The 23541-nt window shown below is 66.8% G+C and carries 29 protein-coding genes and 1 pseudogene; 10 read left to right on the top strand and 20 right to left on the bottom strand.

Features of this window, described 5'->3' with window-relative positions; genetic code table 11:
- Positions 1-6: 6 nt before the first annotated feature.
- Both QFZ46_RS09520 and QFZ46_RS09515 read right to left on the bottom strand, forming a co-directional pair.
- Positions 7-183 (bottom strand): hypothetical protein, encoded by a 177-nt coding sequence (locus QFZ46_RS09520; protein ID WP_307360738.1) that lies wholly within the window; start codon positions 181-183, stop codon positions 7-9.
- A 31-nt stretch (positions 184-214) separates the two neighbouring features.
- Entirely contained in the window at positions 215-832 is a 618-nt protein-coding gene (locus tag QFZ46_RS09515; RefSeq protein WP_307360735.1) for a MerR family transcriptional regulator, read from the bottom strand.
- A 70-nt stretch (positions 833-902) separates the two neighbouring features.
- Between QFZ46_RS09515 and QFZ46_RS09510 the strand changes: the two genes are divergently transcribed.
- Positions 903-1421, top strand: coding sequence for a DUF4188 domain-containing protein (locus QFZ46_RS09510; RefSeq protein WP_307360732.1), 519 nt, complete (start codon positions 903-905; stop codon positions 1419-1421).
- Positions 1422-1441: 20 nt separating this feature from the next.
- On the opposite strand, the gene QFZ46_RS09505 is transcribed toward QFZ46_RS09510, so the two are convergent.
- The gene (locus tag QFZ46_RS09505; RefSeq protein ID WP_307360729.1) at positions 1442-1978 is read right to left on the bottom strand and encodes a hypothetical protein; all 537 of its coding nucleotides are present in this window, start codon (positions 1976-1978) and stop codon (positions 1442-1444) included.
- Between the two features lie 52 nt (positions 1979-2030).
- The gene (locus tag QFZ46_RS09500) at positions 2031-2600 is read right to left on the bottom strand and encodes a TetR/AcrR family transcriptional regulator (RefSeq protein WP_307360727.1); all 570 of its coding nucleotides are present in this window, start codon (positions 2598-2600) and stop codon (positions 2031-2033) included.
- A 75-nt stretch (positions 2601-2675) separates the two neighbouring features.
- On the opposite strand from QFZ46_RS09500, the gene QFZ46_RS09495 reads away from it, so the two are divergent.
- Positions 2676-3677, top strand: coding sequence for an SDR family NAD(P)-dependent oxidoreductase (locus QFZ46_RS09495; RefSeq protein ID WP_307360725.1), 1002 nt, complete (start codon positions 2676-2678; stop codon positions 3675-3677).
- A gap of 23 nt (positions 3678-3700) precedes the next feature.
- Here the strand turns inward: QFZ46_RS09495 and QFZ46_RS09490 are convergent, their stop codons facing one another.
- The 3 genes from QFZ46_RS09490 to QFZ46_RS09480 all read right to left on the bottom strand — a co-directional run bounded on the left by QFZ46_RS09490 (position 3701) and on the right by QFZ46_RS09480 (position 4955).
- On the bottom strand, positions 3701-3925 hold the full coding sequence (locus QFZ46_RS09490) for a DUF2188 domain-containing protein (protein ID WP_307360723.1): 225 nt from the start codon (positions 3923-3925) through the stop codon (positions 3701-3703).
- Between the two features lie 89 nt (positions 3926-4014).
- Positions 4015-4320 carry a hypothetical protein gene (locus QFZ46_RS09485; protein WP_307360721.1) on the bottom strand — a complete coding sequence of 102 codons (306 nt, stop codon included), beginning with the start codon at positions 4318-4320 and terminating at the stop codon, positions 4015-4017.
- Between the two features lie 11 nt (positions 4321-4331).
- Positions 4332-4955: a TetR family transcriptional regulator gene (locus tag QFZ46_RS09480; RefSeq protein ID WP_307360719.1), complete on the bottom strand. Its 624-nt coding sequence runs from the start codon at positions 4953-4955 to the stop codon at positions 4332-4334.
- A gap of 76 nt (positions 4956-5031) precedes the next feature.
- Between QFZ46_RS09480 and QFZ46_RS09475 the strand changes: the two genes are divergently transcribed.
- From QFZ46_RS09475 to QFZ46_RS09465, 3 genes and pseudogenes are all read left to right on the top strand, one after another.
- Complete coding sequence (locus tag QFZ46_RS09475; protein ID WP_307360718.1) at positions 5032-5625, top strand: biotin transporter BioY; 594 nt, start codon at positions 5032-5034, stop codon at positions 5623-5625.
- Between the two features lie 204 nt (positions 5626-5829).
- A pseudogene (purL, locus tag QFZ46_RS09470) lies at positions 5830-8161 on the top strand (phosphoribosylformylglycinamidine synthase subunit PurL).
- The gene (locus QFZ46_RS09465) at positions 8158-8334 is read left to right on the top strand and encodes a hypothetical protein (RefSeq protein ID WP_307360714.1); all 177 of its coding nucleotides are present in this window, start codon (positions 8158-8160) and stop codon (positions 8332-8334) included. The pseudogene purL and the gene QFZ46_RS09465 overlap by 4 nt, the downstream one beginning before the upstream one ends.
- Before the next feature lie 11 nt (positions 8335-8345).
- On the opposite strand, the gene QFZ46_RS09460 is transcribed toward QFZ46_RS09465, so the two are convergent.
- The 7 genes from QFZ46_RS09460 to QFZ46_RS09430 are packed head-to-tail and all read right to left on the bottom strand — an operon-like array spanning position 8346 to position 16021.
- Positions 8346-9320 (bottom strand): LacI family DNA-binding transcriptional regulator, encoded by a 975-nt coding sequence (locus tag QFZ46_RS09460; RefSeq protein ID WP_307364560.1) that lies wholly within the window; start codon positions 9318-9320, stop codon positions 8346-8348.
- Positions 9320-10558: a neutral/alkaline non-lysosomal ceramidase N-terminal domain-containing protein gene (locus QFZ46_RS09455; protein ID WP_307360712.1), complete on the bottom strand. Its 1239-nt coding sequence runs from the start codon at positions 10556-10558 to the stop codon at positions 9320-9322. The genes QFZ46_RS09460 and QFZ46_RS09455 overlap by 1 nt, the downstream gene beginning before the upstream one ends.
- Positions 10558-11697 (bottom strand): N-acetylglucosamine-6-phosphate deacetylase, encoded by a 1140-nt coding sequence (locus tag QFZ46_RS09450; protein WP_307360711.1) that lies wholly within the window; start codon positions 11695-11697, stop codon positions 10558-10560. Before QFZ46_RS09450 ends, QFZ46_RS09455 begins: the two co-directional genes overlap by 1 nt.
- Positions 11688-12443 carry a sugar isomerase domain-containing protein gene (locus tag QFZ46_RS09445; protein WP_307360709.1) on the bottom strand — a complete coding sequence of 252 codons (756 nt, stop codon included), beginning with the start codon at positions 12441-12443 and terminating at the stop codon, positions 11688-11690. Before QFZ46_RS09445 ends, QFZ46_RS09450 begins: the two co-directional genes overlap by 10 nt.
- On the bottom strand, positions 12436-13191 hold the full coding sequence (locus QFZ46_RS09440; RefSeq protein WP_307360707.1) for a 6-phosphogluconolactonase: 756 nt from the start codon (positions 13189-13191) through the stop codon (positions 12436-12438). Before QFZ46_RS09440 ends, QFZ46_RS09445 begins: the two co-directional genes overlap by 8 nt.
- Positions 13192-14466, bottom strand: a complete 1275-nt coding sequence (locus tag QFZ46_RS09435) for an AGE family epimerase/isomerase (protein WP_307360706.1) — start codon at positions 14464-14466, stop codon at positions 13192-13194.
- Positions 14459-16021: a sodium:solute symporter family protein gene (locus QFZ46_RS09430; RefSeq protein WP_307360704.1), complete on the bottom strand. Its 1563-nt coding sequence runs from the start codon at positions 16019-16021 to the stop codon at positions 14459-14461. The genes QFZ46_RS09435 and QFZ46_RS09430 overlap by 8 nt, the downstream gene beginning before the upstream one ends.
- A 67-nt stretch (positions 16022-16088) precedes the next feature.
- Between QFZ46_RS09430 and QFZ46_RS09425 the strand changes: the two genes are divergently transcribed.
- On the top strand, positions 16089-16289 hold the full coding sequence (locus QFZ46_RS09425) for a hypothetical protein (RefSeq protein WP_307360702.1): 201 nt from the start codon (positions 16089-16091) through the stop codon (positions 16287-16289).
- 11 nt (positions 16290-16300) lie between these two features.
- Positions 16301-16624: a cupin domain-containing protein gene (locus QFZ46_RS09420; RefSeq protein WP_307360701.1), complete on the top strand. Its 324-nt coding sequence runs from the start codon at positions 16301-16303 to the stop codon at positions 16622-16624.
- Positions 16625-16695: 71 nt separating this feature from the next.
- Here QFZ46_RS09420 and QFZ46_RS09415 read toward each other — a convergent pair whose 3' ends face one another.
- Complete coding sequence (locus QFZ46_RS09415; protein WP_307360699.1) at positions 16696-17079, bottom strand: hypothetical protein; 384 nt, start codon at positions 17077-17079, stop codon at positions 16696-16698.
- 71 nt (positions 17080-17150) lie between these two features.
- Here QFZ46_RS09415 and QFZ46_RS09410 point away from each other — a divergent pair, with 71 nt between their 5' ends.
- Both QFZ46_RS09410 and QFZ46_RS09405 read left to right on the top strand, forming a co-directional pair.
- Positions 17151-17504: a TraR/DksA family transcriptional regulator gene (locus QFZ46_RS09410; protein ID WP_307360697.1), complete on the top strand. Its 354-nt coding sequence runs from the start codon at positions 17151-17153 to the stop codon at positions 17502-17504.
- An 81-nt stretch (positions 17505-17585) separates the two neighbouring features.
- Positions 17586-17750, top strand: a complete 165-nt coding sequence (locus QFZ46_RS09405) for a hypothetical protein (RefSeq protein ID WP_307360694.1) — start codon at positions 17586-17588, stop codon at positions 17748-17750.
- A 42-nt stretch (positions 17751-17792) separates the two neighbouring features.
- Here QFZ46_RS09405 and QFZ46_RS09400 read toward each other — a convergent pair whose 3' ends face one another.
- Entirely contained in the window at positions 17793-18560 is a 768-nt protein-coding gene (locus QFZ46_RS09400) for an SDR family oxidoreductase (RefSeq protein WP_307360691.1), read from the bottom strand.
- A 100-nt stretch (positions 18561-18660) separates the two neighbouring features.
- On the opposite strand from QFZ46_RS09400, the gene QFZ46_RS09395 reads away from it, so the two are divergent.
- Complete coding sequence (locus QFZ46_RS09395; RefSeq protein WP_307360689.1) at positions 18661-19521, top strand: helix-turn-helix transcriptional regulator; 861 nt, start codon at positions 18661-18663, stop codon at positions 19519-19521.
- A 127-nt stretch (positions 19522-19648) separates the two neighbouring features.
- Here the strand turns inward: QFZ46_RS09395 and gnd are convergent, their stop codons facing one another.
- The 4 genes from gnd to QFZ46_RS09375 form a co-directional block, all read right to left on the bottom strand.
- A complete protein-coding gene (gene gnd / locus QFZ46_RS09390) occupies positions 19649-20704 on the bottom strand; it encodes a phosphogluconate dehydrogenase (NAD(+)-dependent, decarboxylating) (RefSeq protein ID WP_307360687.1) in 1056 nt (351 codons plus the stop codon).
- 149 nt (positions 20705-20853) lie between these two features.
- Positions 20854-21252 carry a VOC family protein gene (locus QFZ46_RS09385; protein WP_307360685.1) on the bottom strand — a complete coding sequence of 133 codons (399 nt, stop codon included), beginning with the start codon at positions 21250-21252 and terminating at the stop codon, positions 20854-20856.
- A 108-nt stretch (positions 21253-21360) separates the two neighbouring features.
- The gene (locus QFZ46_RS09380; protein ID WP_307360682.1) at positions 21361-21915 is read right to left on the bottom strand and encodes a hypothetical protein; all 555 of its coding nucleotides are present in this window, start codon (positions 21913-21915) and stop codon (positions 21361-21363) included.
- Between the two features lie 28 nt (positions 21916-21943).
- Entirely contained in the window at positions 21944-23539 is a 1596-nt protein-coding gene (locus QFZ46_RS09375) for a multicopper oxidase family protein (RefSeq protein ID WP_307360680.1), read from the bottom strand.
- Positions 23540-23541: the final 2 nt, after the last annotated feature.

Raw genomic sequence — 23541 nt, 5'->3', positions numbered from 1 at the left:
CCGGCGTTACTCCTGCTTGCTGAACGCTCCGCGCAACACGAGGTACACGACCACGGCGACCACTGCGACGACGGCGAGCTTGGCGATGAACCACAGCACAGAGAACAGCGCGCTGACGACGAACCACGCGATGATCACGGCGACGATGACACCGACGATTGTCCACACGTTGCTCTTGTTCATGTCTCCAGCCTAACCGCGCAGCATCCGGGGCTCACTGGGTGTCCGCCCCGCTGAACCGCTCCGCCGACGCGACCTGCTGCGCGACGCGCCGCAGCGCCAGCAGCAGCGGCTCGACGAGCACCGATCCGAGCACGACGTATCTGACCGCCGCCTCCGCAGATTCGGTCGGGACTCCGGCGATCTCAGCATCCGCAACGTCGCGCATGCTCTTCAGATAGACCGGCAACGCACCTTTCGCCAGCTCGAAGCCGGCGCTCTCCAATCCTTGCAGCGCGCGGGCGACGTCATGCAGTACCGCGTCGTCACACATCCCGGGCTTCCAGCCGAGTCCCTCGACGGCATGTTGCGCCGCGGTGAGATCGAGCGCGTCATCGACGTCGGGTGTGATCGCCGCGTGGGCGGCTCCGAGCAGCCGGTGCGCATCCGCCGGCGGATCATCCAGCGCGTCGAGCACCCGCCGCGTCTCGGCGATGCTGACGCCGGCCGTGACCAGCGCCCTGATGACACGAAGCCTCTGCACGTGAGCCTCGCCGTACGCGGCCTGCGTCGGCGCGCTGCGCTCGCCCTCGGGCAGCAGCCCCTCGCGCAGGTAGTACTTGATGGTCGGCACGGGAACGCTCGCCTCTGCCGACAGCTCAGAAATTCTCATGATCACCTCTTGACATCGATAGTATCGCTATCCAATATGGATAGTAACGCTATCCAGTAAGGAAGAGATCATGTCGAAAGTCGTCAACGGCCGTATGACCCATCATCACGCGGGCGAGCTCGTCGCGTTCCACATCGGGATGCAGATCAACCGCTGGTGGCGGCCGGACCTGTGGATTCCGGCATTCGTGGCGATGCCACGGATGCTGCGCGAGCTGTCCATGGACAAAGAATCCGGGCTCCTCGGGTATCAGTTGCTGCTCGGCAGCGGCGGTCCGTTCGTCGTGCAGTACTGGTCGTCGATCGAGAAGCTCTACGCCTATGCATCCGCTCCGTCACAAGAGCATCGCCCGGCCTGGACCGCCTTCAACAAGGCCGCGCGCAAGGCGCCGGGGGCCGTCGGTGTGTGGCACGAGACATTCCTCGTCGACCGCGCCGAGAGCATCTACGTGTCGACCAAGCCGATGGGGTTGGTGAAGGCGACCGAGCATGTCGCGGTCGGCAAGCGCCACGAGCGTGCCCAGTCGCGGTTCGTGGACGGGCGGACGGCAGCGAGCGCCCGCTCTGAGGACCCCTCGGCCGTGCGGTGAGTCGGTGAGGGACAGGCAGGCTACCGCTGCTCGCCCACCAGCGGCCAGCGGCCGGTCCGCTCGTAGAACCTGATCGCCGCCAGAAGCGGCTCCACGGGAAAGATCTGCGGATGGATGCTGAATTTCACCCCGGATGACGATCGCACCATGAACTTCGGTTGCCCCTTCGTCTTCAGCATCCGGTACTCGACGATGTCCGCGTACTCGATCACATGCTCACGCCCGAAGATCGTGCGAAACCGCACCTCGTCTGCGCGGGCGTCGACGTACCAGTTGTTGTACATCACCAGGAAGAACACTCCTCCGGCGCCGACCACCAGCGAAGCGATGCGCATCGGGAGCAGGTCGGCCGTGTAGCGCGACGTGAACGCGCTGAGTGCGAGAAGGAAGCCCACGGCCAGCAGCAGCCAGCCTGCGAGCGGGACGAAGATCGGCATCCGCAGGCGCGCCGGAGCCCGCTTGGAACGGTTGGGACGCTTCAACGCCCACCACACGCCGGCGACGACGACGACGATCGCCAACGCGATGAGGGCGTACTTCAGAGCGAATGCGGACACCCCATGACACTACGGCGTCGGCGGTGCTACGCGGCGCGGACGCGGACACTCGCTACGCCGCGATCCCCCGCAGCAACAGCTCGACCGTCGCGCGTACGCGCTCGTCGCTCAGCGGACGCCCCTGCAGCGCGGCGTACGAGGCCGTGGCAACGAATTGATCCGCGATCACACCGGCGTCAGCATCCGTTCGCACGTCTCCGACGTCCTTGGCATGCGAGATCCGCTCGACGATCCACTCGACGATCGGGCTCGCGAAGCGCTTGTTGAGAGCCGCACCGAGTTCCGGGTCGGTCGCCGTCACCGCGATCAGCGCACGCGCGAGTGCGACGGACTCGGGCTTGCCGAGCCCCACCGATGACGCCGAGAGCCACGCCCGCAGATCTGCTTCAAGGTCGTCAGTCACCGGCAGCGATACGTCGCCACCGGGAATCGATCCCTCGAGCAACGCCTCCCCGAGGATCGCCGCCTTCGACGGCCACCACCGGTAGATCGTCTGCTTCGAGACCTCCGCCTCCGCAGCGAGACCCTCGATCGTCACGGCAGCGTAGCCTTCGGCCGAGATGGCGCGACGCATCGCCGCCAGTACGGCCTGGCGCGCTCTCTCACTGCGAGGTCTCGGCACCTTTTCAGAGTATCGAGGAGTACCATCGAAGATAAGTAGACGCACCGTTGCGAAATACGGACGAAAGGGAGAATCATGGCACTGACCGCACACTCCACCATCGGCGAATGGCTGAATGATCCGACCGGCGGCGAGCTCATCCGCGGCATGCTCGCCCAGGCCGGCGCCAACGCCGATTCCCTCACACCTGTGCTCGGTCTGCCGCTGCAGCAGATGGTCGTCCTGAGCCAGGGCGCGATGGCGCAGTCGGTCGTCGATGACCTCGTCCGCGCGGCCAACAACGGCGAGATCCCCACCGACGACGCCCCCACCGGATGGGTCGAGAAGACCACCCCCGGGCGCTTCACCGGCAAGACGATCGTCGTGACCGGCGCAGCATCCGGGATCGGCAAGGCGACCGCATCGCGCATCGCCCGCGAAGGCGGCCGAGTCGTCGCGGCGGACATCGCCGCCGACAAACTCGATGCTTTCAAGGCTGAACTCGCGGATGCCGACATCGTCACCGTCGCCGGAGATCTCACCAAGCAGGAGTCGATCGACGCGGTGGTCTCGGCCGCCGGAGACAAGATCGACGGCCTCGCGAACGTCGCCGGCATCAACGATGACTTCTCACCTGCGGGCGAGACTCCGGATGCGGTGTGGGACCGTGTCATCGCGATCAACCTCACCGCGCCGTTCAAGCTCATGCGGGCAGTACTTCCGCTGATGGAAGCGGCCGGCGGCGGCGCGATCCTCAACGTCTCCAGCGAGGCGGGTCTGCGCGGCAACGCATCGGGCAACGCCTACACGGCGAGCAAGCACGGCATCATCGGCGTCACGAAGTCGGCGGCGTTCATGTACGGCCCGAAGGGCATCCGCGTGAACTCGGTCGCTCCGGGCGGCGTGGCCACCGGCATCCCGATGTCCCCGAACATGTCGGAAGTCGGCTCAGCGCGTCTCGCTCCGTTCCAGCAGGCGATCCCCACAGTCGCGACGGCCGAGCATCTCGCCGCGTCGATCACCTTCCTGCTCTCGGACGACGCTGTGAACATCAACGGTGCAGTCGTCGCGAGCGATGGCGGGTGGTCGGTGCAGTAGGCCTGAGGGCGTACCCCGCGATCTCAGGCGACGTCGCGGGGATTCGTACCGTAGGCCGCGCGGTCATCCGTCGGCCCTTCGGAGAACTTCAGATTGTGCTCCACCTGCCGGGCGACGGCGGCCTCGCGCCCCGCAGCGATCGCATCCTTCTCCTTCTCGAAGCCGAGGCCGAGCGTGCGCGATTCGCCCTCGATCCGGTTGAACCACAGCCCGTCCTGACGGAACGTCTCGATGTCGCCTGCAGCCATGTTTCCTCCTCTGTCGCGTACTTCTTTCCTACGACAAGCTGGACGGCGCAAGAACCCCCTTGCCTGCGGAGCGGATGCTGGCTAATGCACTACTCGAACTCGAATTGGATGTGGTCGTCGTCCACGTAGATGATGTCGACTTCGCGACCGCGCTGCACCTCGGCGACGCGCTTGGCGAGGATCGTCTCCCTGCCTTCCACACGTTTGGTCACGCCGTTCTCGATCCACGAGAGGCGGTAGCGGATCGTGACCGCCCCGGTGTCTGCCGACGTCACGTGACGAACATCCTCGACGCGCGCGCGTACCCTGCGACCGCGCGTGCGGATGCGGTGATCACGACGGAAGAGGTGCACCAGGTAGAGCGTGACCCCGATCGCGAGGACTGCAGCGATCACGATCCCGACGGTCACCGGCTGCGGCTCGCGATTCCCTCGCCCGGATGCGCTCCGGCCGCGGCGCGCACGCCGGCCACGACCATCGCGAGCCCGGCGTCGAATGTGTCGCCGCTGTCGGCGATCTGAGCGGGCGCGAGATCGACGGACGCATCCGCGGCCCCGACGACCGCGGCGTGCATCCGCTGCTGCTCGTGGAACGTGTAGCCGATCACGTAGTGCACCACCGTGTCGGCGGCGATTCCCGCCGACGCCTCGTCAAGCCCCGCGGCGAGCGCGGCCGCCTCGAGTCGTGTCCGGCTCGGCAGCTCGAGCAGTCCGAGCGCCAGCGAGCTCGACACGAGCTCGGCGCCGTCACGCTGCGCGAGCAGCCTCTCACGCAGCGTCGTCGCGATCGCGGCGAGGTCGGGCGCAGCATCCGGAGCCTCATCGGCGAGCGCGACGATCCGCTCGCTCACGGCCGCGAGCAGGGTCTGCTTGTTCGGGAAGTGCCAGTACAGCGCGCTGACCTGCACGTCGAGCACATCGGCGATCCGGCGCATCGAAAGGCCCGGCACCCCGTTCTCCGCCAGCACTCGCATGGCGGCATCGACGACGCCGGCTCTGTCATTGCGAGCGGATGCAGGAGCGGCATTCATCCTGCTACTCTACAGAACACCGTTCAGGTGAACACTGTTCAGGAGAGCACTGTTCAGGAAGCCCTCAAGGAGACCGATGTCAACCGCAGCAGCCACCCGCCGCACTTTCCCGGTGCTGGCCGACCTCATCCCCGGCGCACGAGTGCGCGACGTCGTGCTGACGATCATCGGTACGGCGTTCATCACCGTCGCCGGCTACATCACGATCCCGCTGCCGTTCACGCCGGTTCCGATCTCGCTCGCGACCTTCGCCGTACTCCTGACCGGAGCAGCGCTCGGCCCGCTCCGCGGATCGGCCAGCGCGGGGCTCTACCTCGTGCTGGGCCTCGTCGGCGTACCGCTGTTCGCACACGGAGCATCCGGCTGGGCCTTCTCGTCCTTCGGCTACATCCTCGGCTACGTCGCCGCAGCCCTGATCGTCGGCGCACTCGCCCGCCGCCGCTCCGACCGCTCGGTCTGGTCGACACTCGGCCTCGCCGCCATCGGATCGCTCACGATCTACGCCTTCGGCGTCCCGTGGCTCGCCGCATTCCTGGGCATCGACCTCGCCACGGCCTTCACACTCGGCGTGCTGCCGTTCCTCATCGGCGACGCGGTGAAGATCGTCGCGATGGCAGGGCTGCTTCCCGCGACCTGGCGCATCGTGGATCGGTCCGGCGAGCGCGACTGAGGTCCGGTGGCCGACGCGACGACCGCCGTCGCTGCACCTGCTTGCTCCGGTTCCCGCGAAACGAGCCGTGCCCGGTGAAACAGGTGGTGGAACGACCTGTCTCGCCGGGCACGACCTGTTTCACGCACAGGAAGCACGGGGAACCCGACTTCAACGCGCCGGTAGACTTGACCACGCCCCGCCGGCCCTGATCTTGGAGTGCGCGTGACCACCCCCACCCCCGAAGCATCCACTCGTCAGCATGTCCCCGACTCCGTCTCGAACGCCGAGGCGACTCCCGAGAAGGAGCAGCCCTACGCGGCGCTGGGGCTGAAGCCCGACGAGTACGCGCGCATCCGCGAGATCCTCGGTCGCCGCCCTACGAGCGGCGAGCTGGCGATGTACTCCGTCATGTGGTCGGAGCACTGCTCCTACAAGTCGTCGAAGAACTACCTGCGCCGTTTCGGCCAGAAGGTCTCCGACGAGATGAAGGAACGCCTCATGGTCGGCATGGGTCAGAACGCGGGCGTCATCGACGTCGGCGAGGGCTGGGCCGTCACGTTCAAGGCCGAGTCGCACAACCACCCCTCCTTCATCGAGCCGTTCCAGGGTGCGGCCACCGGTGTCGGCGGCATCGTCCGCGACATCATCTCGATGGGCGCACGCCCGGTCGCGGTGATGGACGCGCTCCGCTTCGGCGCGATCGATCATCCTGACACCGCCCGCGTCGTGCACGGCGTCACCGCCGGCATCTCGTTCTACGGCAACTGCCTCGGTCTGCCCAACATCGGCGGCGAGACGGTCTTCGACTCCGTCTATCAGGCCAACCCGCTCGTGAACGCGCTCGCGGTGGGCGTGCTGCGCCACGAAGATCTCAAGCTCGCGAACGCCACCGGTACCGGCAACAAGGTCGTGCTCTTCGGCGCCCGCACCGGCGGCGACGGCATCGGCGGCGCCAGCATCCTGGCGTCCGATTCCTTCGACGACGGCGGCCCGACCAAGCGTCCCGCCGTGCAGGTCGGAGACCCCTTCGCCGAGAAGGTACTCATCGAGTGCTGTCTCGAGCTCTACAAGGGCGAGCTCGTCGAGGCCATCCAAGACCTCGGCGCCGCCGGCATCTCCTGCGCGACATCCGAGCTCGCGGCCAACGGCAACAGCGGCATGAAGGTCTCGCTCGACAACGTGCTGCTGCGCGACCCCACGCTGACGGCTGAGGAGATCCTCATGTCGGAGTCGCAGGAGCGCATGATGGCCATCGTCGCCCCAGAGAAGCTCGACGCCTTCATGGCGGTCGTGAACAAGTGGGAGGTCGAGACCTCCGTTCTCGGCGAGGTCACGGGCGATGGCCGCCTCATCATCGACTGGCAGGGCGAGCGCATCGTCGATGTCGACCCTTCGACGGTCGCGGTCGACGGCCCCGTCTACGACCGCCCGGTCGCCTACCCGACGTGGATCGACGCGCTGCAGGCGGATGCTGCTGAGCTGCTGCCCCGCACGGATGACGCCGAGGTGCTGCGCGAGCAGTTCCTCCGACTCGTCGCATCCCCGAACCTCGCCGACACGAGCTGGATCACCAACCAGTACGACTACTACGTGCTCGGCAACACCGCTCTGGCCTTCCCCGATGACGCCGGCATGATCCGCGTCGACGAGGAGTCGGGCCTCGGCTTCGCGATCTCCACCGACGCCAATGGCCGCTACTGCCAGCTCGACCCGTACGCGGGCGCGCAACTGGCGCTGGCCGAGGCATATCGCAACGTCGCCGTCACCGGCGCCACCCCGACCGCGATCACCGACTGCCTGAACTTCGGATCCCCCGAGAACCCCGAGGTCATGTGGCAGTTCGGCCAGACGGTCGACGGTCTGGCCGACGGCTGCTACGAGCTGGGCACCCCGGTCACCGGAGGCAATGTCTCGTTCTACAACCAGACCGGTGACACCCCGATCCACCCCACCCCGCTGGTGGGCGTGCTCGGCATCATCGACGACGTCTCGAGCCGCATCCCTTCCGCCTGGCAGGACGCAGGGTCAGAACATCTACCTGCTCGGCACGACCTCGACTGAGCTGTCTGGTTCGGCCTGGGCAGAGACGGTGCACAGCCACCTCGGAGGGCTGCCGCCGAAGGTCGACCTCGCGGGTGAGAAGCGACTTGCCGGACTCATCGCCGCGGCGCGCGACGAGTGGCTGATCTCGTCGGCTCACGACGTGTCGGAGGGCGGGCTCGCCCAGGCTCTCGCCGAGGGCGTCATGCGCTTCGGGATCGGCGCTCGCGTGTGGCTGACCGAGATCATGGATCGCGACGGTGTGGATGCAGCATCCGCTCTGTTCTCCGAATCGACGGGCCGCGTCATCGTGACCGTGCCACGTGAGGACGACGTGAAGTTCCAGGGTCTGTGCGAAGGACGCGGCTACCCGGTGCTGCGCATCGGTGTGACCGACACGGTCGCCGACCTCGAGGTCACGGGGCTGTTCACGGTGTCGGCATCCGAGCTTCGTGAGACCTCGCGGAGGACGCTGCCGGCGGCCTTCGGTCCGACCGTTTCGGAGCCCGTATGAGCGACGTCGAGCGGCACGGCCAGGACAGCCCGGCCCCCGCCTCCGGCGAAGAGGACTACGGCCGGCTCGGCGAGCGCCGCACCCGGCGCATGCGCATCGTCGCCTGGGTGACGATCGTCGCACTGATCCTCATCGGTGGCGGCTCGACCGTGCTGTCGCTGCTGTTCGGCTGAGCAAGCGACGCCTACGGAGTCGTCTCGCGCATCTCGAGCACGCCGTGCACCTCGATACGCTTGTCGACAAGATCGCCGTCAGCGACCACCAACGCCATCGCGGCGCGCACCGCTTCTGCCGACGGAAACCTGATGGTCGACATGCGTGGATGCGTCTGGATGGGCAGCGCGTCGTCGCATCCGAGCAGTGCGACGTCCTGTGGCACCCGCACGCCGCGCACATAGAGCCCGTCCAGCACGCCGTGCGCGACGACATCGTCGTACGCGATCACTGCGTCGGCTTCGGCATCCACCACGCGCTCAGCCAACGCGCGCGCTTCGTTGTACGTGCCCGATTCGTCACGAAGCTGCACGAGCGGGAGCCGATACGCCGCCACCGCCGCCTCTACAGTCGCACGCCGCTCACTCTCCGCCCATGAGCGCGCCGGGCCGCCGACGTAGCAGAGACGTCTCGCGCCGTGCGCGACCAGGTGATCCACGCCCGCTCGCAACGCATCCCGCGCGCTGATGAGTACCCGTGACAGTCCGGGGGCGTCGGTGTTGATGAGCACCAGACGGGTGCGCTCGGCTATCAGCGTCAGCTCATCGTGCGGCAGACGCGACGAGGCGACGATGACACCCTCAGCCTGGGGGGCCATCGTCGCGATCTGCCGGCGCTCCTGCTCGGGGTCGTAGTTCGTCTCGGCGATGAACATCGCCAGACCGTGCTGCTCCCCGGCACGCTGCGCGGCGCGTGCGAGCTTCGGGAAGAACGGGTTGGTGATGTCCGGGACGATGAGACCGACAGCGCCGGTGCGCCCTGTGATGAGCGCGCGCGCATGACGATTCGGTACATACCCGAGCCGCTCCGCCTCCGCGTGCACGGCAGCGACCGTCTCCGGTTTCAGCAACTGCGGATGGTTGAAGGCCCGCGACACCGTCGATGGCGCGACCCCGAGCGTGCGCGCCACGTCCACCAGCGAAGCACGGGCATTCGCGACGGTCATCACGCGTCCAACAGTACGGCTGCGGCCGCGACGACCCGTTCCAGCGAACCCCGCGCGAACGGCGAGGGCATGGCGTAGTACCGGTGAGCGTCGACGACCTCGTAGCCGCCGTGGACATACTCCTCGGCGGTCGGCAGATAGCCGGGAACCCCGTCGCAATATCCGAGCACCATCATCGGCCCATCATGCCTCGAACGAAGCTCATCGGCAGCGGCGAGGAAGGGCTCACCAGGAAGGCCCGCGATCCGCAGGTCACCGCAGCGCAGCACCGACACTCGGCCGCGCCAGGTCGATGCGGGTGCGGCGGGAAGAGCCTCGGCCCACTGCATCCACGTCTCCAGAAGCAGTTCCCGCTCTGTGCCCTCCTCGCGCTCGCGCTCCCAGGCTGCGACGTGGCGCCCCACCGCATCAGCCGAGAACGGCTCAAGATCGAGCTCTACCTCCGCCGCCTCGAGCACCGCGCCCGAAACCGGGACCTCTGTGGTGACGCTGCCGATGACAGCGTCAGCAAGCAGGGTGCCCACGCGCTCTGCTTCCTCGAATGTGCGCGTACTTCCGCCCGGGACATAAGATGCCTCCGCGCTGTGCCCCGTGTTCACGTCACCGGCAGCACCTGTCGCAAAGATGCACACGCTGCCCGGATACGCGGTTTCGATTCGTGTCCGCAACGGCGAGATGTAGTCACTGGAGATCAAGGTGTTCGCGCCGTCGAGTACCACCGGATGACAGGGATACGTCACCAGTGTCGCAATTCGGGCGCCGTCGTGATCGAAGCCCACCGCTTGCACGGGAGGGTCGATGACGCGATCGAGATGTCTGCGATTCTTCGCGACACCGACTCCCTGAACCTCGGTGTACGAGACGCTGCACGGCGTGCGCGCTGCCTTCGCTGCGCGCACGGCATCAGCGATGGCATCCTGCACGGCGTGCCGCACGTGAGGAGAGTCGGTGCCGATCCGCTCCCATGACACGCAGGGGCCGGAGTGGGTATGCGTGGCATGCAGCACGAGGTCCGGTATCTCCGCGCGCAGCTCCTCGCACGTGCGCTCGTGCAATGCGCCGCAGTCGACTGCAACAAACGCTGCATCGGCGATCACCAGGGCGCGGACGCTCATCGGGTCGTGCACACCAGTGCTGCTGGACCCCCGTCCGGCGAATCCCGCCATCGGCGTCCCCACCGGCACCGGCACGAAACGCACCGCGACGCCGACAGCCACCGTCGACGCAGCCGCCACCATCACCCGTCCGTCCCGCGGAACGTCTCGATCGCACGACCGAAGTCGTCCAAGAAGACAAGGTCGGCCCTCGCCCCTGGCACGATCCGTCCTGCATCGTGCGCCCCTCCGGTGAGCTCTCTGATGATCATGCCCGGCACGCGGGTGGCCATCATGACGGCGCCCGCGAGGCCGATCGGGGTCGCGGTGGTGACCCACTCGACGCAGTCGGCGAGGCTCGCTGCAGACCCGGCAAGCAGGCCGGTATCCGAATACTCCAGTTTTCCGTCCGGCGTCAACTCGACCTCACCGCCGACCGGAGTGCGGTACCGCCCAGGTGCTGCGCCCGCCAGCTCGACGGCATCCGACACAAGAAACGCGCGATCGGGTCCGAGCGCCCGCGCCATCGCCGTGAACGCATCGGCGGGCAGATGATGCCCATCGCCGATGAGGCCGCAGCGCAGTCGGTCCTCGGCGAGCTGCGCCCAGATCGCGTTGGGATGGCGCGGCAACTCACTGAAGATGCCATTGCCGAGATGCGTGGACAGGGTCGCTCCTGCATCGACCGCGCGTCGGATCTGGTCCGGACCGGCATGAGTGTGGCCGACGGCGACCGCGATTCCGGATGCGACGATCTCGGCGATCTGCTCATGAGTGGCGTCATCGTGAGGTGAGAGCGTGACGTAGCCGATCCGGCCGTGCGTCGCCCAGCGGGCAACCTCGGAGGCATCGATCGGGCGGACCGCGCTGCGATCGTGCACGCCGCGCGGCCCATCGAACTCGGAGAGGAATGGACCTTCCACATGAACGAACGGCACCGCCGCTGCGACGACCGGATCGCTCTGCACCGCAGCGGTCACGGCGTCGAGGCGTGCGCAGATCTGCGCTTCAGTGCCGGTGATCACCGTCGGCACCCAGGTGGTCACACCACGAGCGCCCAGCTCACGCGTGATCTCGCCGATGGCCTCGGCATCCGGCATCACGGCATTCACATCATGACCTGCGAATCCGTTGACCTGCAGATCGACGAAGCCTGGCACGATCCAGGGCGCTCCCGGATCGACAGCGCAGTCCGAGATGCCGGTGATCCGATCGCCCTCGACGTCGACCGCGATTCCACCGCCGGTGGACACCGATCGTCCGACGAGGGTGGTCACAGCCATGCGACCCTTCCGGAGAACCGCTCGATGAAACGAGCATTCGCCTCGTCACCACCCGGCGCATTGCCGGAACGCCACATCGGCACCTCTGCGCCATCGACCGAGAGCAGTTCCAGCGTCTCCAGCATGAGCCAGTTCATCGCGAAGGCATTCGCGAAAGTCGAAACCGCGCCGGACGCCTCGATCGCGCCGGGCACCTTCACGACGGCATCCCCCACTGGCACCTTCGTGTCGATGTGCACGTCGACGACGTCATGCAGATTCGACTTCGACGGATGCCGGGCCGGATGCTCCGCGGCGGTCTGCTCTGCGTGCGCGCGAGACGAGACACCGATGACCTTCACACCCAGCTCACCGGCACGTAGCGCCGCGTCAATGAGCGCAGCGTTGATCCCGTAAGCATTCACGAGCACGAGCACGTCATCCGCGCCGAGTCCCGCATCATCGATCACGATGCGACCGTAGCCGGGCAGCCGTTCCATCGCCATCGAACGAAGCGCACCTGATGACAGCAGTGTGCCCTCGTCGAGGATCGCCGAAACATGCATGAGCCCACCCGCGCGGAAGAAGACCTCCTGGCTGGCGAGATTCGAGTGGCCGCCTGGACCGTAGACGTGGACCAGGCGATCTTCACGGATCTGGGCCGCGAGCACACCCGCGGCCTGCGCGACACCTGCACCCTCCTCGGCCCTGATTCTGGCCATCAGTCCGGTGACGGCATCGAAGTACTCGTCGGCGATCTCACTCATCATCGGCTCCGTCGGGGGTTGAGCCCGCGTCGAGATAGAGATGTGCGTCGCGGTGCGTGTGCAGAGCGGTGCCAGGATATTGCGGGTCGGGTTCTCGGGCGATCGTGTCTGCGACCGCCTGCCGCTTCGCGATGCCGAGAACACTGCAGATCACATGCCGCGCGTGCAGCAGCCGGGGAATCGTGACAGTGATCGCCTGAGCGGGCACAGCGTCGAGGTCTGGGAAGTGTCCCTCATCGACCTGCTGTCCGCGCGAGACGTCGTCGAGGAGCACCGGGCGCGCGGCGAATGGGTCTTCAAAATCCGCCGGAGGATCATTGAAGGCGAGGTGGCCGTTCACACCCAAGCCGCAGAGCGTCACGTCGAATTCCGCCTCTCCCATTGCCTCAGCGTAGGCGGCGGCGCTTTCCTCCGGCGGGCGTGACGCATCGATGCGGTAGAAGGCGGCGGGCTGCGACAACTGGGAGAGGAAGTTGTTCTCCAGCCAGTTGCCGAAGCCCTGTGGTGCATCCGGCGCGAGGCCGAGATAGTCGTCCATGTGGAAGAACTCCACACGCGAGAAGTCGACGTCGGATGCGGCGAGCGCCTGCAGAGTCGCGAGTTGTGAAGGTGCGGCAGCGAGCATCACGCGCGCGGTGCCGCGCTCTTCGATCGCTTGGGCGATATGCACGGCCGCACGGGCGCCGGCGGCATGGCCGAGCTCGTGCGTCGTGCTGAAGCGGTGGACAGCGAGAGGGTACAGCGGCATTCAGATCTCCTGGGAAAGTGTGGCGGTAAGCCGATTGAGCAGCAGCAGGCTGCGGGCGATATGGAACGGATCCTTGACGGGGAGGGCCACGACCTGATCGAGCGGCACGCCCGCGCGGTTGCGGATCTGCAGCCACTCCGCGCCATCAGGATCGGGGAACGTCGACAACGTGTAGTCGGAGATGAGCTGGGCGACCGCGGCGAGATGAGCATCGCCAGTGCGCTGGGCGAGCAGCGCCGTCGCGTACATGGCCTCGGCGTGCACCCACCAGAGCTTCGTGTCCCACGTGTCGGTGACGAGTTGCTCGTAACGTGACAAGGCTTCGGCATGCGGCCCCTCAGGCCTCCGTCCGGAGGCGTCGACGTAGCGGAACAGTCCGCCCTGTTCGTTGTCTTCGCCGATCGCGACTGCACGCCGCGCGAGTCGGGCGAGGCCGCGCGTACCAGGTAGCTGTTCCGCGCCGATATCACCTCGAGCGGATGCTTCCTCGGCGGAATGCACCAGCATCCACGTCAGCTCCAGCAGATGTCCCGGTGTACGGTGCCGAGAGAGCAGGGTCTGCTCTGTCTGATCATCGGGGCGAAACTCCCACCACCAGTCTTCGCGCAGAAAGCCGTTCTCGCCGTGCAGCCGCGTCCAGGCGCGGTCGCGTACCGCGCGAGCGGGTGCACTGTCGGGCACCGCGCGCAGCAACTCGGATGCCGTATGCACGAGACTCATCGGTGCGGCGAGATCGGCGTACCCCTCGGGTACCGGATACGGCTCGCTGAGCGCCGTACGCTCAACACTGCTCAGCTCTGCCGTGAGCAGCAGCTGGGTCGCAGCACCCGTCCAGTGCGAACGTCGCGAGTCGTCCACCGGGAGTGCCCGGAGGCCGCCCGCCAATCCCAGAGCGGCGAACAGATCGGCGAACACGCTCGTCGCGAGTTCTCCATCCGGGCCGCTCGGCAAGGGCGTCCCGTCGGACGACAAGCGGAACGCGACGGTGCCGTCGCCCAGCAGAGCGTGATCCGCGATCAGCGCCGCGGAGTCGACGGCACGCTGCTGCCAGAGCTCGGCGTCGACGGACAGCCGACCGGCGCGCGCCTCTTCGGCGAGTTCGGCCGCGAGCCACGCCCAACGTCCCTGCGACCAGGTGTAGAGGTCGTCACTGATGCGCGTCCCGTCATTGCTGTAGCAAGTGAACACGCCACCGTGCGGTCGAACAGCCTGCTCCCACCACGGCAACACCACCGTCTCAAGGTGTCTGCGCCATGACGTCGCCGATTCAGGCACGGGCGTCGTCTGCGCTTACGTCGGCGGCCGTTCCGTATCCTGCCGTGGGCACGACTTCGGCTTCCGGAACATCTGCGGCGATCGAGTCGAGCAGCGCGTCGGTCTCGACGCTGGCTTCGGAGCGGATGAGGCCGATCGCAATGAATGAGACGAGAGAGACGATCACAGGTGTGGCGACCGACCAGGCCTGTGCGTTCGCTCCGAACGACTCGACCCAGCCTGGCCAGACCCATCGGTTCAGCGCGAATGTGACCAGGCCGAGGGCGGTCGAAATGAGCGCTGCGGCGGAGCCGGAACGGCGGAACCAGGGAAGCATCCCGAGCAGCATCGGCACCGCGACAGGGCCGACCAATGCACCGAACCACAGGATCAGCAGGCCGAGAACGCCGCCGAAGGAGTCGCTCGTGAGTGCGATGACCATGGAACCGGCGATGAAGAGGAAGGTGATGAACCGGCTGAACCACAACTCGGCCTTGGCCGGAAGGAAGCTGCGCCCCTTGCGGAACATCGGGATGATGTCTCGCACGACGACTGAGGCGATCGCATTCGAGTCGGACGAAGTCATCGCCATGGTGTGGCTGAACATGCCGACCAGCACGAGACCGACAAGTCCCACCGGGAGCAGGTTGTTCACCAGCAACGCGTACGACTGACTCGGATCCTCGAGGCCGGGCAACAGAATCGGCGCCGCCCACATCGGGAAGAACAGCACAAGCGGCCACACCAGATACAGAACGCCGGAGAGGATCATCGATCGTCGCGCTTCACGACCGTTCGGAGTCGAGATCATGCGCATGGCGAGATTCCACGTCCCCCCGTTGTAGGAGAGGGTGGAGATGAGGATGTAGGCCAGGAAGAACGGTGCCGTCAGCGTGCCGGCAAAGGGATCGGCGTGACCGGCCGGAAGGTCGTCCCACATCGTCCAGATGGTCGCGAATCCGTCGAGGTGGACCATGACGATGACGGCCAGGGCGATGGCTGCGACCAGCTGGATCAGGAACTGACCGAAGTCGGTGAGCACGTCAGCCCAGACTCCGCCGATAGTCGAGTAGATCATCGTCACGCCGCCGACGAGGAGGATGCCCCAGCCGATCGGCACGCCAGCGAACACCTGCAACAGGATCGCCGAAGCGCTCCATTTCGCGGCGACGTCGAAGACCTTCAGGGCCACGCCCGACCATGCGAGCACCTGCTCGGTGGCGATGTTGAAGCGCTTGGCCACGTACTCGAGCGGAGAGATGATCCCGAGACGCTGGCGCAACCGCGGCCAGCGCGGGGCGAACAACCATGTACCGAGACCACAGGCGATCGTGATGCTCAGTGCCCACCAGACGTACACAGAGAACCCGGTCGTATAAGCGAGGGCTGCATAGCCGACGAAGACCGCGGCCGAGTACCCGGACATGTGGTGCGAGATCCCGGTCAGCCACCAAGGGATCTTGCCTCCCGCGACGAAGAAGTCTGCAGCATTCTTGATACGAGATCTCGCGTAGATGCCGATCGCGATCATCACGAGGAAGTACAGCGCAACGACAACCCAGTCGAGCACACCCATAGAAGACTCCTTCAGACAGTTCGTCACGGCGGCACCGAGACCGGGAACAATTGTTCGGAACGGTTGCATGCAATCGTTTGCATTGCAAGGGTTTCGTTCCTGGAACGCGGATTCGCCGGGAAACCGTGCGGATGACCCGGTCGGGAAACCGGGAGAACCCGACCTCGCCGCGCGCGGGCTGCGCTCGATCGGTCTGCTCGATCTCCGCGTGGACGGATGCGACGTGACCCTGTTCGCCGAACGACCGGACGGGTACCCTCGGGCGTGAACGGAGGAACCATGACCATTCAGCCCGTGGACGTCGCCCGCGACGAAGACATCGAGGGTTACCTGCTCGGCTCGCCGGTGAGCATCATGCGCGAGTACATCACAACGGCCGGCAGAGGGCCACGGCTGCACAGGCATCCCTATGCGGAGACCTTCCTGATCCACCGGGGGCGGGCGCTGTTCACTGTCGGAGAAGAGCAGGTCGTCGGCACAGGTGGGCAGATCCTCGTCGTGCCCGCGCTCGTGATCCATCGTTTCGAAGTGCTGGACGGCGGCACTTACGAGGCCACCCACCTGCACGCGAACGATCGCTTCGTCACGGAGTGGCTCGAGTAGCTCCGACGACATTCACGCCCGGGCCCACGAAGGCACGAGCACGCCGACCAGGGGACGGGTGGACGCGCGCGTCAGGCGAGCACGCGTGCGAGCGCGTCAAGGGTCGTGTCAGGGCTGGCGTTGAATGCGAAGCGGGCTGTGGGAGCGAGTTCATGCACGGCGTTGACGATTCGTTCGAAGAGTTCGGTGTGCACTGGCAGTGCGCGGATGCCGGCGCCGATCATCACGGCATCCCATACTCCTTCGCCGAGCCGCGCACGGACGGTCGCCTCACCCTCTGAGGGGTCGGTGCCGAGCTGGCACGAGATCGCCTCGTACCCTGCTGCTGCGACAGCCGCATCTCCCGCGGCGATCCGCGCCTTGAGCGTCTCGTAATCGATCGGCGCTTCGGACAGGTCGACAGCCTCCGGGGCCAGTCCGATGAGGAGAACGCGAGGAGCGGCAGCATCAGTCATGGCGCGATCCTAACCCAGCCGTGCGAGGGCAGGCTTCACGGCAGAAAGAAGTGCACGCGTACTCTGAGACCGTGACCGACACCGAGCTGCACACGTTGCTGGAGGTGCTGCGCCGCGAGGCGAACGCTCGCACGGAGACGATCGCTGCCGCGCTCACCGAGCTGACGCACGATCGCAGCACCCAGAGCGACGACGATGAGCACGACCCGGAGGGCGTGCCGCTGTCAGCCGAATGGTCGCGGCTCAGTGGGCTGCTCGACGGCGCTCGCGACGAGCTGAAGCAGGTCGACGATGCACTCACCCGAATGGATGCCGGCGACTACGGCGTCTGCGCGAACTGCGGTCGCAGCATCCCGATCGCGCGGCTACGTGTGCGGCCGTTCGCCACGCTCTGCGTGCCGTGCGCCGAGAAGCTCGGACGCTGACGACGTGCGTTTGTCAACCCTCTGGTCGCCGTCGGCCCGCCGGGCGACGCTGAGCGGACATCCGATGAACAGGAGCACCTCATGAGCGATCCGAACACCGGCGAGCCCCACATGGACGACCCCACCGAGACCGGTCTCGACAAGGGGACGGGCGACCCGAACGATGACCGCGCCTATCTCGACGACCTCCCGCCCGCCCAGGTCGACGACGAGGACGACACCGACGAGACGGATGCCGACGCCTGAGCAAGCGCACGGCCAGGGGTTACGTGACCGTGCGCTTGGGACTCAGCGCGCGGCGTGCGCGGCGAATCCGTTCAGCGCCGCAATGACCTGCTCCTGATCCCCCCGCGCCTCGCCGTAACGCAGGAACTTCACGCGCTCGACCTGCACTTCGGTGGCCTCCGGCTGTGTCTCCAGGATGTTCATCGTCTCGTCGATGTACTCGTCGAGAGGCATCGCTGTCGGCTCGTCCTGGTGTCCGGGCATCAGCTCGGTCTGCACAGACGGCGGCACGAGTTCGACGACGCTCACGCTCGAGCCGGCGAACTGCAGTCGCAACGACTCACTGAGCTGGTGGATCGCGGCCTTCGTCGCGTTGTACGTCGGCGTGACGCGCAGTGGCGCGAACGCCAGTCCCGACGAGACGGTCATGATCGTGGCATCCGGCTGTGCGAGCAGGTGCTCGATGAAGGCGGCGATCAATCGGATCGGGCCGAGCAGGTTCGTCGTCACGGTGGCCTCGGCGGTCTCGAGGAAGCTGCCGGGCTCGGTCCAGTCCTCCACGCGCATGATGCCCGCCATCGGGACGATCACGTTGAGATCGGGATGACTCTCGATGACCTTTGAAGCCGCAGCGGCGATGGACGCGGCATCCGTCGTATCGATCCGGACCGTGTCGATCCCCGGATGCTGCGCCGCGATCTCCTCGAGCAGCTCGGTGCGCCGGCCGCCGATGATGACCTGGTTGCCAGCGTCCTGCAAGCGCAGAGCGAGGGCGAGGCCGATGCCGCTGGTCGCGCCGGGGATGAAGATGGTGTTTCCATTGATTCGCATGATTCGAGTGTCCGCCGCCCGAGAAGCCGGCGGCAGAGAGCGGTTGTCGGGGGACTGGCGATCCCTGGATACCGCAGCGCCACGCGCGCATGATGGACTCATGGATCGTGAAGCCCTCGCCGAGTTCCTCCGCCGACACCGGGAGCAGTTGCAGCCCGGCGACGTCGGGCTGTCGACCGGCGTGCGCCGCCGCGCACCGGGGCTGCGCCGTGAGGAGGTCGCGCAGCTCGCGTTGATGTCCACCGACTACTACACGCGGCTCGAGCAGCAGCGTGGACCCCAGCCGAGCACGCAGATCCTCTCCTCGCTCGCGCGTGCCCTGCGGCTCTCCTCCGACGAGCGCGACTACCTCTATCGCGTCGCGGGGCAAACGGTGCCCGACCGGATAGCGCCATCTGATCACGTCGCGCCGGCACTTCAGCGCGTGTTCGACCGGTTGGACGACACCCCGGCCCTGATCATCTCCAGCCTCGGCGAGACGCTCGTGCAGAACGCGCTGGCCGCTGCACTGCTCGGCGACAACGTCGGCGCCACGGGGCTCGAGCGTTACGAGCCGTACCGCTGGTTCGCGCAGCCCGAGCAGGCGCGAGCGCACTATCCCGAGGACGATCACGCCCGCAACAGTCGTGCGCAGGTCGCGGGGTTGCGCGCGGCATACGGTGTCATGGGCGCGGGGTCGCAGGCCGGGATGCTGGTCGCAGAGCTGTCCCGGCGCAGCGAGGAGTTCCGTGCACTGTGGGATCGGCAGGAGGTCGCCCAGCGATTCGCCGACCACAAGACGCTGATCCACCCCGAGGTGGGAGCGATCGAAGTAGATTGTCAGGTGCTGTTCACCGAAGACCGCGGACAGGCGCTGCTCGTGCTGACCGCCGCGCCCCGTAGCGAGGACGAGGAGAAGATCCGCCTGCTCCGAGTGCTCGGGGCGCAGCGGTTCAGCACTGAGCGGGCGCCGCGGGCCTGAGGCCCGGCATCCGCGATACTCCTGTTCGCAGTTGTGCACCTGATCCGCAGGAATTCAAGGATTCCCTGCGAACGAAGCGCACATCTGCGAACGACGGCACGCCGCGACCCGGGCCGGCTCTTGCAGCTCAGCCGGCGTCGGCCTTGCGCGCACCCGCCTCGAGCACGTCGCCCGCCGGGAGTTCCTTGTGTCCGCCGAACTGCAGTCGCATCGCCGAGAGCACCTGATTGGCGAAGAGGTCCTCGTCGCGTGATGAGAAGCGCTCGAAGAGCGATGCCGCGAGCACGGGCACCGGAACGCCGACGTCGACGGCGGCCTTGACGGTCCAGCGGCCCTCGCCGGAGTCCGAGACTCGACCCGCCAGCCCGTTGAGCGTGGGGTTCTCGTGCAGGGCGGCCGCTGTGAGGTCGAGCAGCCACGACGAGATCACCGATCCGCGCCGCCACAGCTCGGACACCTTTTCGGTGTCGATGGGGAACTGGTAGAACTCCGGCTCCTCGAGCGGGGCGATCTCGGCGGAGTGCTCGGCTTCGCGCACTCCGGCATCCGCATTGTCGAGCAGGTTGAGGCCTTCGGCGATCGACGCCATGATGCCGTACTCGATGCCGTTGTGGACCATCTTCACGAAGTGGCCCGCGCCGGAGGGACCGCAGTGCAGGTAGCCCTGCTCCTCCGGAGTGAGGTCTCCGTCGCGACCGGGCGTGCGCTCGATCTCGCCGACCCCCGGCGCGATCGTGCGCAGCACCGGCTCGATATGAGCGAAGGCGGTGTCGCTGCCGCCGACCATGAGGCAGTAGCCGCGCTCCAGGCCGAACACGCCGCCGCTGGTGCCGACGTCGACGTACTCGATGCCGCGCTCGCGCAATGCGGCCGCCCGGCGCACGTCGTCGCGATAGTTGGAGTTGCCGCCGTCGATGAGGATGTCGCCCTTGTCCAGAACTGCCGCAACCTCTTCAGCGACGGAACCGGTGAGCGAGGCGGGCACCATCATCCACACGACCCGCGTGGGCTCGAGCTTCGCGGCGAGATCGGCCACGCTGTCCGCGCCGACTGCCCCCTCCGCGACCAGTGCGGCGACGGCATCCGCGTTCACGTCATAGACGACGCAATCGTGCCCATCTCTCATCAACCGTCGGACGATGTTCGCGCCCATCCTGCCGAGTCCGACCATGGCCAGCTGCATATCCGCTCCTGCCGTTCAAGTTCGGCTCGCGGTGAGCCGAGTCGTGGCCATCCTGACACGACGACCGGCACGGTGCCAGCATCGATCGGACGCACTGGCGCTGGGAGCACCATCTCGCGGGTGATAACAGCCCGGCATCCGCTGGACCGTCAGATGTCCGCCTCGATCGCGAGGGTGTTGCCGTCCGGATCCGCGACCCAGGCGATGCGTCCGCCCCCGGCTCGAGGCGCGATCCCACGCTCATCCTGATCGAACGCGTCGTAGCGAGCGAACTCCGCGCCCGCTGCCGAGAGCTGGTCGACGATCGCATCGATGTCATCGACGTACCATGTCGCGACAGTCGACCGCGTCCCACCCGCTGTCGGCGTCTCGAACACGTTGAGCATCGTGCCCTCCCCGGCAGCGTAGAACCGAGCGCCTCCTTCGATATCAGCGCTCGGACCTTCGCCCTCGGGGACGAGACCGAGCACACCTTCGTAGAACGCCGCCGCACGTCCGATGTGGGTGACTCCGATTGATGCTCTGACGGGATAGTCGCCTAGTGCCATGTCCGCACCATAGTCCGCTCGAGGCGCCGGAACAATGGTGCACGAGGGCGATGATTCGCCGTGAAGGACGCACCGGCGCTGCGGATGCCCCGGCGCTCGCCCGCATCGTCAGTCGCCGAGCGCACCGAACCCCGCCACAGCGCACGCGATTCCCGCCACCAGGAGCACGGGAGCCGCGGTCAGTCCGCACCAGAAACTGCGCGCGATGGGCGTCTCGTTCATCCGTCCGATGAGCACTGCGAGCCCTGTGAGCACCATGCCGACCAGGGCGTACATCGGCTGCACGAACACCCACGCGAGCGGCACGAAATGGATGCCGACCACCGCGAGAACGAACACCGGAATGAGGTCCTGGCGCTTCTTGCGCGACGCCCAGATCGCGAGTGCGATCATCGCAGCGACCTCCAACCAGAACACGACGATGTAGACGATGAACGCCGGAGTGCCGACGCTGATGGCCGTCGGCTCCGACCAGTTCCTGATCGCCGCGGGAAGGCTGATACCGGCGAGCGCCGCGCCACCGAGGCCGAGCACCGCGAGGATGACCCGCCAGATCCAGTGCTTCGGCGGACGCTCCTGCGCCCACCCCGCCCACACGAACGCCGCGACGCCGAAGATCGCGCCCGTCATGAGCAGATCACGCGGGAAGTCGGTGATGATCATGCGGCCCAGGCTAGTGGAGGGTACGTCCTCAGTGCCCCGCGTGGCCTCCGGTCGCAGCATCATCGGTGTCCTCGTCGTGCCCCGAATGCTCCGGCACCCCGACCCTGTCCTCATCCCCTGACTCGATCACGACGAACTGCCCCATCATGCCCTCGTCCTCGTGCAGCAGCATGTGGCAGTGGTACATGTACGGCATGGTCGGATCGGCGTAGTCCTCGAAGCGCACCAGCAGCCGGTAGGTCAGGTTCGGGTTGAGGTAGATCGTGTCCTTGGGCCCGGCCAGCTCGGGCGGCGGCTCCCGTCCGTCGATGCTCAGCACCCGGAACTGCACATCGTGGATGTGGAAGCTGTGCGGAATCGGCTGGGTGCTGCGCACCTCCCACACCTCGGTGGCGCCGACGTGGACGACCTCATCGATCCGGTTCATGTCCATCTGCTCACCGTTGATCTCACGGGTGTTCAGTACGAAGTCCCGAGTGACGGATGCTTCGTCCTCATGCAGCTCATCGGCGACAGCATCCTTCGCCTGCGGCCATGACGGCTCGGAGGACGGCGTCAACGTTGCTGCCGCCCGGAACTCCAGCACATCGAACTCGTCGTTTCCGCCCGACGTCGCAGGCACGACGATGCCGCCGAGGTCGGTCTTCGACGAGTGCAGGCGCACGGTCTCGCCGGCGTCGAACGATACGACGACTTCGGCACGCTCGCCAGGAGCGAGTCGCACCTGATCCATCTCGACCGGAGCATCGAGGAAACCGCCGTCGGTCGAGATAAGAGTCATGGGCCGATCCGGCATCTCGAACGTGTACGTCCGGGCGGTCGAACCGTTCAGCAGCCGCAGACGCACCTGCTCGGTCGTCACCTCCTGGTACGCGCCGACCGTGCCGTTCACCATGACCGTGTCGCCCAGCGTCCCCGGCTCCGAACCGTCGTCGTTCAGCGCGAGTCGGCCAGAATTGTCGAACTCCTTGTCCTGCACGATGAGCGGCAGATCGTCCACGCCGTACTCACTCGGCAGATCTGCGGCGAGGCTCGCATCGTCGTCGAGGATGAACATCCCGGCCAGACCGAGATACACGTGCTTCTCCGTCTCCCCATGCGGATGCGGGTGATACCAGAGCGTCGACGCGGGCTGATCGATCGTCCACGTCGACCGCCACGTCTCACCCTGCTCGATCATCTGGTGCGGACCACCGTCCATCGCAGCCGGCAGATGCATCCCGTGCCAGTGCACACTGGTGGCCTCCGGCAGCTGGTTGTCGATCTCGAAAGCGACCCGCTCACCGCGCTCGGCGCGGAGTGTCGGGCCGAGGAAGGCGCCGTTGAAGCCCCAGGTCTCCGCATCCCCGATGCCGAGGAAGCTGGTTGTGCCCTGCCCCGCCGTCAGCTGGAACGTGCGCACGCCGTCCTCGACGGTGGAATCGGCGAGCGGCGGGATGGCGAGCTCGTTCACGAAGTCGTGCTCGGCGACAGCGGTGGTGGAGAACGAGTCGCATGCGGTGAGGAGTACGGCGGATGCTGCGACTGCGGCGAGCGCGGCGGCGATGCGCCTGCCGCGCGGTCGTGGTGCTCCATAACTCCGGAGGATTTTCCCGGATGCCCGGATTCCCGGGGCCCTAACCACGC

Origin of the sequence: Microbacterium murale, assembly GCF_030815955.1 — a bacterium.
In the GTDB taxonomy this organism is placed as follows: domain Bacteria; phylum Actinomycetota; class Actinomycetes; order Actinomycetales; family Microbacteriaceae; genus Microbacterium; species Microbacterium murale_A.
Note: the sequence above shows the minus strand (reverse complement) of the source record. Positions and strands in the feature narration are given on the sequence as shown.